We start from the raw sequence: 9,888 nt of genomic DNA, 5'->3' as shown, positions 1-9,888 counted from the left end.
CGGCGGCGTGTCGCCGGCCAGCCAGCGCGCCCCCGGCCCGTGAGCGGCGGCAGCGTCCTGCGGGTTGTACAGCGCGCAGGTCTTGAGCGACAGGCAACCGCAGCCGATGCAGCCCGCCAACTGGTTGCGCAGCCGCTGCAGCGTGGCAATGCGTTCGTCCAGCAGCGGCTGCCAGGCCCCGGCCAGCCGCTGCCAGTCTGCCTTGGTGGGCGTTCGGCCATCGGGCAGGCCGGCCAGCGCCTGGCGGATCTGCGCCAGCTCCAGCCCCACCGCCTGCGCCGCGCGGATGAAGGCCACGCGCCGCAGCACATGCCGCGGGTACTGCCGGTGGCCGCCGGCACTGCGCCCGCCGGCGATCAGGCCCTGCGCCTCATAGAAACGCAGCGCGCTGGCGGCGATGCCGGCGCGGCGTGACAGCTCGCCGATGGACAGCCAGTGCGTGCTGTCCTGGGGTGTGGTAGTGCGGCCCATGCCCGGTGCTCCCGCGGATGCTTGACTTGAAGTTCACTTGAACTTGCATGGTAGGCGCCTTCACCACTCCTGCCCATGCACCATGGACACTGCCGCCGCCCACCGCACCTTGAACCGTCTGCTCGATGCCGGCCTCGACCGGGCGCCCGAGTACGGCCCTGGCTTCAGCACCCACCTGCCGATGGCGCTGCAGGCCCTGCATGCGCTGGGCGCATCGGCGCAGCGGCTGGAGGACTTTGCGCAGCAGCATGTCGCCGAACTGCAGGCCCGCCCGGCCCCCGCGCCGGCGGCCGATGCGCGGACCTGGCGCGCGCTGCGCGGCCAGGCCCAGGTCTTCGAGCCGTTGCAGGCCCTGTTTGCGCAACGCTTGCAGGACGAGGAGCCGGATGCGGTGCTGGCGGACGCCGTGCCTGCGCTGCTGGACGGTGTGGCTGCCGGCGCCTTTCATGGCTTGATCCGCACCGCGCATGCGGTGGCGGCGCGGCATGAGGGTGAGCTGGCCATGGGCCTGGGCTACTGGGCGGCGCGCCATGCGCCGCTGCTTCAGGCGCCGGAAGCGGTGGACGCCGATCTGCCACTGCAGGCGTGGCTGGACCAGGTGCGCGCGCTGCGCCGGCCGGCCGGCGCCGATGCCGATGCCGATGCGGGGTCGATCGGCGGGCGCATGCAGGCCTGGGCGCGCACCGAAGACTTTGCCCATGTGGCGCCGCGCCTGGCGCTGCAGCCCGACACGCTGGACCTGTTGGCGCGCACGGCTGCCGGCCTGTACGCCGCCACCGAAGACTTCACCGTGCTGCACATGGTGACCGCCTGCCAGGCCATGCGGCAACTGGCGCCCTGGTGGGGCGACGAGACGGCCGCGCTGCGGCACTTCAGCATCGCTGCGGCGGCGGCGCTGCGGGCCAGCGACGTGCCGGCTGAGGGGCCGACTGACCAGCCGCCGGTGCCCGCCAGCGACCTGGCCTGGCCGGAGATCGTGCGTCGCGCCATCGCCAGCGACGATGAGCACGTCGTCAAGCTGGTGCAGGCCTGCCGCCTGCACGAGGCCGCGACCCGGGCGCCGGAGTTCCGCCAGGCCGCAGCGCGGGCCGTGGGCGGGTGAGGTGCAGGCGTGGCCTCAGGCCGGCGGCGGCACCGCAGCCGCCGCCTTGGCGGCCAGCGCCTCGCGGATCTTCTTGAGCCGTTCCTTCGGGTCTTCCTTGTTCGACGACTCGTGCAGCTTCATCTCGGCGATGAAGCGGCTGGGAATGCCCTGGATGGTCTCGCGGCCCTTCTTGCGTCGGCGCAGCGTGCTCACCGCCAGCGTGGTGCGGGCGCGGGTGATGCCCACGTACATCAGCCGGCGTTCTTCTTCCAGGCGGTCGGGCGTCATCTCCTCGGTGTCGCTGCGAAAGGGCAGCAGCCCTTCGTTGACGCCGACCAGCACCACATGCGGCCACTCCAGGCCCTTGGACGCATGCAGCGTCGACAGCGTGACCACGTCCTGCTCTTCGCCGCGCTCGGCCAGGCTGATGATCACGCTGATGGTCTGCGCCACCTCCAGCACGCTCTTGCGCTCGCTCTCGAAGGTGCCGCCGTCCTGCGTGATCTCGCCGCCGCAGCGCTTGGCGATCCAGTCGATGAAGTCCATCACGTTGGACCAGCGCGAGGCGGCGAGCTTTTCGCTCTCTTCGCTGTCGTACAGGTGCTGCTCGTAGCCGATGTCCTTCAGCCAGCCCAGCAGCAGCGTCTTGGCGTCTTCGCCGCCGGTGGTGTGGCGGGCCTTGTGCTCGAAGTCGTTGATATACCTGCCGAACTCATGCAGGCTGCCGATGGCCTTGGCATTGAGCGACACGCCCAGGCTCTCGGCGAACAGCGCCTCGAACAGGCTCAGCTTCCACTTGCCCGCGAACTCGCCCAGCTTGCCCAGCGTCTGGTGGCCGATGCCGCGCTTGGGCGTGGTCACCGCGCGCAGGAAGGCCGGGTCGTCGTCCTGGTTGACCAGCAGCCGCAGCCAGGCGCACAGGTCCTTGATCTCGGCGCGGTCGAAGAAGCTCTGGCCGCCCGACACCTTGTACGGGATCTGCGCCGCGCGCAGCTTCTGTTCGAACACACGGGCCTGGTGGTTGGCCCGGTACAGCACCGCGAAATCGCTGAACTTCACCTGCCCGCCCTGTGCGCGCAGCGCCTGGATGCGCGAGACGGCGCGCTCGGCCTCGTGCTCCTCGCCGTCGCACTCCATCAGGTGCACCGGCTCGCCATCGCCGAAGTCGCTCCACAGCTTCTTCTCGAACAGCTTGGGGTTGCCGGCGATCACGTTGTTGGCCGCGCGCAGGATGGCGCCGGTGGAGCGGTAGTTCTGCTCCAGCGGAATGACCTTGAGCTTGGGAAAGTCCTGCGGCAACCGGCGCAGGTTGTCGATGGTGGCGCCGCGCCAGCCGTAGATGCTCTGGTCGTCGTCGCCCACCGCGGTGAAGCGGCCGGCCAGGCGGTCGTCGGGGTGGCTGACCAGGGCCTTCAGCAGCTCGTACTGCACGGCATTGGTGTCCTGGTATTCGTCCACCAGCACATGCCGAAAGCGGCCCTGCCAGTCGGCGCGGGCTTCTTCGTCGGTGTTCAGCAGCTTCAGCGGCAGGCTGATCAGGTCGTCGAAGTCCACCGCCTGGTAGGCGGACAGGCGCTCCTCGTACAGCTTCATCACCCGGGCGGCCACCTGCTCGTCGGCGTCCTTGGCGGCGGCCAGCGCGCTGTCGCTGTTCAGGCCCTGGTTCTTCCACAGGCTGATGGTCCACTGCCAGCGGCGGGCGGTGGCGGCGTCGGTGGTGCCGCCGGCATCACGCAGCACGCCCAGCACGTCGTCGCTGTCCAGGATGGAGAACTGCTCCTTCAGGCCCAGCCGGGTGCCGCTTTCACGCAGCATGCGCACCCCCAGCGAGTGGAAGGTGCTCACCACCAGGTCCTTCGCGGCACGAGGCCCCACCAGCGACTTGGCCCGCTCGCGCATCTCCTGCGAAGCCTTGTTGGTGAAGGTGATGGCCGCGATCTGCTTGGGCTCCAGCCCGGCCTGCAGCAGCCGCGCGATCTTGTGGGTGATGACGCGGGTCTTGCCCGAGCCGGCGCCGGCCAGCACGAGGCAGGGACCGTCGAGGTGATAAACCGCCTCGAGCTGGGCGGGGTTGAGGGTGTCTGCCATGGGAGGCGGCGATCATACGGGCGCTGCTATAGTCGCCGCCCATGTTCATGCCGCGCAAACTCACGACGAGGTCGAACGACCGGGGAGCCTGGCCCTGGCGTCGCCAGCCTGCTTCCGTCTAGTTTGCAACGGGCGGGCTGATTGTCACGCCGCCTTCGGGCCGGCTGAGCACAGCGCCCGCACCGCCACCGCTTCCCCGCAATTCCGACTGTCGACCCCGGCCGCGCCATGCCTGCGCCGGGGACCGGAGGGCTGAACACATGATCACCGAACTCGAATTCAAGAGCCTGGCCTCGCAGGGCTACAACCGCATTCCGCTGATCGCCGAGGCGTTCGCGGACCTCGAAACCCCGCTGTCGCTGTACCTCAAGCTGGCCGGCGGCCAGCCCTACAGCTTCCTGCTTGAGTCCGTGGTGGGCGGCGAGCGTTTCGGCCGCTATTCCGTCATCGGCCTGCCGGCGCGCACGCTGCTGCGCACCACCGGCCAGCGCACCGAGGTGGTGACCGACGGCCAGGTGGTGGAAACCCACGAAGGCAATCCGCTGGACTTCATCGAGGCCTACCAGCAGCGCTTCAAGGTGGCGCTGCGGCCGGGGCTGCCGCGCTTTTGCGGTGGCCTGGCCGGCTACTTCGGCTACGACGCGGTGCGCTACATGGAGCCGCGGCTGGCCAAGGCCGCCAAGCCCGGCGACATCGGCACGCCCGACATCCAGCTGCTGCAGTGTGAAGAGCTGGCCGTCATCGACAACCTGTCGGGCCGGCTGTACCTGATCGTCTATGCCGACCCGTCGCGGCCCGAAGCCTTCTTCTCGGGCAAGCGCCGGCTGTCGGAGCTGGTGGACAAGCTCAAGTTCAGCGTCACCGCGCCGCCGGTGCGCCGCGGCGCCAGCTATGCGGTCGAGCGTGAGTTCGACAAGGCCGACTACCTGAAAGCCGTGGCCGTGGCCAAGGAGTACATCGCGGCCGGCGACATGATGCAGGTGCAGGTGGGGCAACGGCTGAAGAAGCGCTACACCGAGTCACCGCTGACGCTGTACCGCGCGCTGCGCTCGCTCAACCCGTCGCCGTACATGTACTTCTACGACATGGGCGACTTCCAGATCGTCGGCGCCTCGCCCGAGATCCTGGTGCGCCAGGAAACCACGCCCGAAGGCGAGAAGGTCACCATCCGCCCGCTGGCCGGCACCCGCCCGCGCGGCGCCACGCCCGAGCAGGACCTGGCACTGGAAGCCGAGCTGAAGGCCGACCCCAAGGAACGGGCCGAGCACCTGATGCTGATCGACCTGGCCCGCAACGACGTCGGCCGCATCGCCAAGACCGGCAGCGTCAAGGTGACCGAAGCCTTCGTGGTGGAGCGCTACTCGCACGTGATGCACATCGTCAGCAACGTGGAAGCCACGCTGCTGGACGGCACCACCAACCTCGACGTGCTCAAGGCCACCTTCCCGGCGGGCACGCTGACCGGCGCGCCCAAGATCCGCGCGATGGAAATCATCGACGAGCTGGAGCCCGTCAAGCGCGGCATCTACGGCGGCGCCTGCGGCTACCTCAGCTTTGCGGGCGACATGGACCTGGCCATCGCCATCCGCACCGGCATCATCAAGGACCAGACGCTGTACGTGCAGGCCGCGGCCGGCGTGGTGGCCGATTCGGTCCCCGAGCTGGAATGGAAGGAGACCGAGGCCAAGGCCCGGGCGCTCATCCGCGCCGCTGAACTGGTGGAAGAGGGGTTCTGACATGCTGCTGATGATCGACAACTACGACAGCTTCACCTTCAACCTGGTGCAGTACTTCGGCGAGCTGGGGCAGGAGGTCAAGGTCTTCCGCAACGACGAGATCGACATCACCGGCATCGAGGCGCTCAAGCCCGACCAGCTGGTGCTGTCGCCCGGCCCGTGTTCGCCGGCCGAAGCCGGCATCTGCGTCGAGGCCATCCGCCACTTCAAGGGCAGGCTGCCGCTGCTGGGCGTGTGCCTGGGCCACCAGGCCATCGGCGCCGCGCTGGGAGGCAAGGTGGTGCGGGCGCAGGTGCAGATGCACGGCAAGGTCAGCCGCATCCGCACCGACCAGCGCGGCGTGTTCGCCGACCTGCCCGAGCAGTTCGACGTGGTGCGCTACCACTCGCTGGCCATCGAGCGCGAGACGCTGCCCGCCGAGCTGGTGGTCACCGCCACCACCGACGACGGCGAGATCATGGGTGTGCGCCACCAGGAAGTGCTGCTGGAAGGCGTGCAGTTCCACCCCGAGTCCATCCTCAGCGAGCATGGCCACGCCATGCTGCGCAACTTCATCACCCAGAGTCAGCGATCATGACCATCGACCTGCGCAGCGATACCGTCACCCGGCCGACGGCGGCGATGCGCGAGGCGATGGCCCGCGCCGAGGTGGGCGACGACGTCTTCGGCGACGACCCCACGGTGCTGCGGCTGCAGCAGCGGGTGGCGCAGATGCTGGGCTTCGAGGCCGCGCTGTACGTGCCCAGCGGCACGCAAAGCAACCTCATCGCGCTGATGACGCACTGCGGCCGCGGCGACGAGTACCTGGTCGGCCAGCAGGCCCACTGCTACCGCTGGGAAGCCGGCGGCGCCGCTGTGCTGGGCAGCATCCAGCCGCAGCCGCTGACTCAGCAGGCCGATGGCAGCATCGCGCTGGCCGACATCGCCGCCAACATCAAGCCCGACGACGCGCACTTTGCGCGCAGCCGGCTGCTGTGCCTGGAAAACACCTGGGGCGGGCGCGTGCTGCCGCAAGGCTACGTGCAGGAAGCCACCGCGCTGGCGCGCGGCCAGGGTCTGGCCTGCCACCTGGACGGCGCACGCCTGTTCAATGCGGCGGTGGCTTCGGGCCGCAGCGCGGCCGAGCTGGCGCAGCCGTTCGACAGCGTGTCGGTGTGCTTCAGCAAGGGCCTGGGCGCGCCGGTGGGCTCGGCGCTGTGCGGCTCGCGCGAGTTCATCCAGCGCGCGCACCGCTGGCGCAAGATGCTGGGCGGCGGCATGCGGCAGGCCGGCATCATCGCGGCGGGGGCGCTGCATGCGCTGGAGCACCATGTCGACCGCCTGGCCGAGGACCATGCCAACGCGCGCCGCCTGGCCGAAGGGCTGCAAGGCCTGCCCGGCGTGAAGGTCACGCCGCCGCAGACCAACATCGTGTTCGTCGACCTGCCGCCCGAGCGTGCGGCCGGCCTGGTGGAGCGCCTGGCCGCCCGCGGCGTGCTGTGCACGGGCCTGTACACGCTGCGCTTCGTCACCCACCTGGACGTCACCGCCGACGACATCGACCGCGCGCTGCCCGTGCTGCGCGAACTGCTGTCCGCCTGAGGAGCCTGCTGCATGAGCATCAGCAACATCGACGCGCTGACCCGCGTCATCCAGCACCGCGAGATCTTCCATGACGAGATGCTGGCGCTCATGCGCCGCATCATGCAGGGCGAGATGTCGCCGGTGATGATCGCCGCGCTGTCCATCGGCCTGCGCGTCAAGAAGGAAACCATCGGCGAGATCGCCGCCGCCGCGCAGGTGATGCGCGAATTCGCCACCCCGGTGGCGGTGGCTGACCGTAATCACCTGGTGGACCTGTGCGGCACCGGCGGCGACGCGGCGCACAGCTTCAACATTTCCACCGCCGCGATGCTGGTGGCCGCCGCCGCCGGTGCGCGCGTGGCCAAGCACGGCGGGCGCAGTGTCTCGTCCAGCTCCGGCAGCGCCGACGTGCTGGAAGCGCTGGGCGCCTGCATCGACCTGACGCCCGAGCAGGTGGCCAGCTGTCTGGCGGAAACCGGCATCGGCTTCATGTTCGCGCCCAACCACCATGCGTCGATGAAGCACGCGGCGCCGGTGCGCAAGGAACTGGGCGTGCGCACCATCTTCAACATCCTGGGGCCGCTGACCAACCCGGCCAACGCGCCCAACCAGCTGATGGGCGTGTTCCACCCCGATCTGGTCGGCATCCAGGTGCGGGTGCTGCAGCGCCTGGGCAGCGAGCACGTGATGATCGTGCACGGCATGAACGGCATGGACGAGTTGTCGCTCTCGGGCGAGTCGATGGTCGGCGAGCTGAAGGACGGTGCGGTGCGCGAGTACGTGGTGCACCCCAGCGACTTCGGCTTGCCGGTCTACGACTCGCGCGTGCTGCGCGTGGCCAACAAGGAAGAGTCGGTCGCCTGCATCCAGCAGGCGCTGGCCAACGAAGAGGGCCCGGTGCGCGACATCGTGCTGCTGAACGCCGGCGCAGCCCTGTACTGCGCCAACGTGGCCGGCTCCATCCCCGAAGGCGTGAAGCTCGCCCGCGAGGCCGTGGCCTCGGGCGCCGCCCGCGCCAAGCTGCAGCAGTTCGTCGCGACCACGCAGAAACTGAAATCGTGAGTTTCGTTCGACGCATATCCTTCCAGCGGGCCGACCGCCGGGCCGCTCCCAAGGCGGCCCGCATCCCCTCGGGGGATCGGCCGATGGTGTCATCGGGCGAGGGGCAGACATGAGCGACATCCTGAACCGCATCGTGGCGGTCAAGCACGAAGAAGTGGCCGCGGCGCGCCGCCAGCACGACCTGGCCAGCCTGCGGCGCGAGGCCGAGGCCCATGGCGACCTGCGCAGCTTCGAGGCAGCGCTGCGCGCCAAGGTGGCCGCCGGCCAGGCCGCGGTGATCGCCGAGGTCAAGAAGGCCAGCCCCAGCAAGGGCGTGCTGCGCGAACACTTCGTGCCGGCCGAGATCGCCGCGAGCTACCAGCAGGGCGGGGCGGCCTGCCTGTCGGTGCTCACCGACCGCCCGTTCTTCCAGGGCGACGCCGCCTACCTGCAGCAGGCGCGCGCCGCCTGCGCGCTGCCGGTGCTGCGCAAGGACTTCATGGTGGACGAATACCAGGTGTTCGAGGCCCGTGCGATGGGCGCCGACTGCATCCTGCTGATCGCCGCCTGCCTGGACGACGCGCAGATGGTCGACCTGGAAGCCACCGCCCACGCGCTGGGCATGGCGGTGCTGGTGGAAGTGCACGACGGCGCCGAGCTGGACCGTGCGCTGCGCCTGAAGACGCCGCTGCTGGGCATCAACAACCGCAACCTGCGCAGCTTCGAGGTCACGCTGGACACCACGCTGGGCCTGCTCGATCGCGTGCCGGCCGACCGGCTGCTGGTCACCGAGTCGGGCATCCTGAACCGCGCCGACGTGCTGCGCATGCGCGAGGCGGGCGTGCACGCCTTCCTGGTGGGCGAAGCCTTCATGCGCGCCGACGACCCGGGCCAGGCCCTGGCCGCGCTGTTCCAGTGACGCCCAACCGCCTGTGCCGGCCGCTGGACGACCTGCTGTCCGAGGTCGACGGCGACTGGCAGCCGGTGATCGATGCGTGGCGCGCCACCGACGAGGCGCGCCGGCTGATCGCCCACGTGGATGCCCGCGTGGCGGCCGGCGCTGCGGTCTACCCCGCCAATCCGGTGCGCATGCTGCAGCTCACGCCGCTGCACAGCGTGCGGGTGGTCATCGTCGGCCAGGACCCGTACCACGGGCCCGGGCAGGCACAGGGCCTGGCGTTTTCGGTGCCTGAAGGCGTTCGGCTGCCGCCCAGCCTGCGCAACATCTTCAAGGAGCTCCACCGCGACCTGGGCCTGCCGATGCCGGCCTCGGGCGACCTCACGCCCTGGGCCCGGCGCGGCGTGCTGCTCACCAACACCAGCCTGACGGTGGAAGACGGCCAGGCCGGCTGCCATGCAGGCAAGGGCTGGGAGTCGCTGACCCGGGCGCTGCTCACCGCCGTGGCACAGGAGCCACGCCCCAAGGTGTTCATGCTCTGGGGCAACCATGCCCAGGCCTTCGGCGAGCCGATCGCGGCGGCGCATCCTCAGCACCTGGTGCTGGCGTCCAACCACCCCTCGCCGCTGTCGGCGCAGCGGCCGCCCGTGCCCTTCATCGGCTGCGGGCACTTCGGCCGCGCCCAGGAATTTCTGGCCTCACAAGAAAATTTTGGCTCCATGGACTGGACACTTCAAAAGGCCGTGCTATAGTCATTGGCTCGCCCAGGAGGGGTGCCCGAGTGGCTAAAGGGGGCAGACTGTAAATCTGTTGGCTTACGCCTACGCTGGTTCGAATCCAGCCTCCTCCACCAAAGGCGAGACGTTGTTTGTAGTGCAGTGATTTGGTGCTGACTCCGTAGCGGGAGTAGTTCAATGGTAGAACCCCAGCCTTCCAAGCTGATGACGCGGGTTCGATTCCCGTCTCCCGCTCCAGTCTGCGTCGACACCGCTTTGTGCCGCATCCGT

General features: G+C 69.5%; 9 protein-coding genes and 2 tRNA genes. 9 read left to right on the top strand and 2 right to left on the bottom strand.

Going from position 1 to position 9,888, the window contains the following annotated elements; translation table 11 throughout:
* The coding region (soxR, locus tag ABNT58_RS08780; RefSeq protein ID WP_348753113.1) for a redox-sensitive transcriptional activator SoxR at nucleotides 1-471 on the bottom strand (471 nt) is incomplete at its 3' end.
* Nucleotides 472-553: 82 nt separating this feature from the next.
* On the opposite strand from soxR, the gene ABNT58_RS08775 reads away from it, so the two are divergent.
* Nucleotides 554-1,573: a questin oxidase family protein gene (locus ABNT58_RS08775; protein ID WP_348753112.1), complete on the top strand. Its 1,020-nt coding sequence runs from the start codon at nucleotides 554-556 to the stop codon at nucleotides 1,571-1,573.
* A 15-nt stretch (nucleotides 1,574-1,588) separates the two neighbouring features.
* Here the strand turns inward: ABNT58_RS08775 and ABNT58_RS08770 are convergent, their stop codons facing one another.
* Nucleotides 1,589-3,643, bottom strand: a complete 2,055-nt coding sequence (locus tag ABNT58_RS08770) for a UvrD-helicase domain-containing protein (protein ID WP_348753111.1) — start codon at nucleotides 3,641-3,643, stop codon at nucleotides 1,589-1,591.
* Between the two features lie 260 nt (nucleotides 3,644-3,903).
* On the opposite strand from ABNT58_RS08770, the gene trpE reads away from it, so the two are divergent.
* From trpE to ABNT58_RS08730, 8 genes are all read left to right on the top strand, one after another.
* Nucleotides 3,904-5,379 carry an anthranilate synthase component I gene (trpE, locus tag ABNT58_RS08765; RefSeq protein ID WP_348753110.1) on the top strand — a complete coding sequence of 492 codons (1,476 nt, stop codon included), beginning with the start codon at nucleotides 3,904-3,906 and terminating at the stop codon, nucleotides 5,377-5,379.
* A 1-nt stretch (nucleotide 5,380) separates the two neighbouring features.
* Nucleotides 5,381-5,956 (top strand): aminodeoxychorismate/anthranilate synthase component II, encoded by a 576-nt coding sequence (locus ABNT58_RS08760; RefSeq protein ID WP_348753109.1) that lies wholly within the window; start codon nucleotides 5,381-5,383, stop codon nucleotides 5,954-5,956.
* A complete protein-coding gene (gene ltaE, locus ABNT58_RS08755; RefSeq protein ID WP_348753108.1) occupies nucleotides 5,953-6,960 on the top strand; it encodes a low-specificity L-threonine aldolase in 1,008 nt (335 codons plus the stop codon). Before ABNT58_RS08760 ends, ltaE begins: the two co-directional genes overlap by 4 nt.
* 12 nt (nucleotides 6,961-6,972) lie before the next feature.
* Nucleotides 6,973-8,004: an anthranilate phosphoribosyltransferase gene (gene trpD / locus ABNT58_RS08750; RefSeq protein ID WP_348753107.1), complete on the top strand. Its 1,032-nt coding sequence runs from the start codon at nucleotides 6,973-6,975 to the stop codon at nucleotides 8,002-8,004.
* Between the two features lie 109 nt (nucleotides 8,005-8,113).
* A complete protein-coding gene (trpC, locus tag ABNT58_RS08745; RefSeq protein WP_348753106.1) occupies nucleotides 8,114-8,902 on the top strand; it encodes an indole-3-glycerol phosphate synthase TrpC in 789 nt (262 codons plus the stop codon).
* Entirely contained in the window at nucleotides 8,899-9,633 is a 735-nt protein-coding gene (locus tag ABNT58_RS08740; protein ID WP_348753105.1) for a uracil-DNA glycosylase, read from the top strand. Before trpC ends, ABNT58_RS08740 begins: the two co-directional genes overlap by 4 nt.
* A 15-nt stretch (nucleotides 9,634-9,648) precedes the next feature.
* Nucleotides 9,649-9,734, top strand: a tRNA-Tyr gene (locus ABNT58_RS08735).
* Between the two features lie 47 nt (nucleotides 9,735-9,781).
* A tRNA-Gly gene (locus ABNT58_RS08730) sits at nucleotides 9,782-9,855 on the top strand.
* Nucleotides 9,856-9,888: the final 33 nt, after the last annotated feature.

Origin of the sequence: uncultured Aquincola sp. (genome assembly GCF_964001545.1) — a bacterium.
GTDB lineage: Bacteria > Pseudomonadota > Gammaproteobacteria > Burkholderiales > Burkholderiaceae_C > Aquincola.
This window is presented reverse-complemented; position numbering and strand designations above follow the sequence as displayed.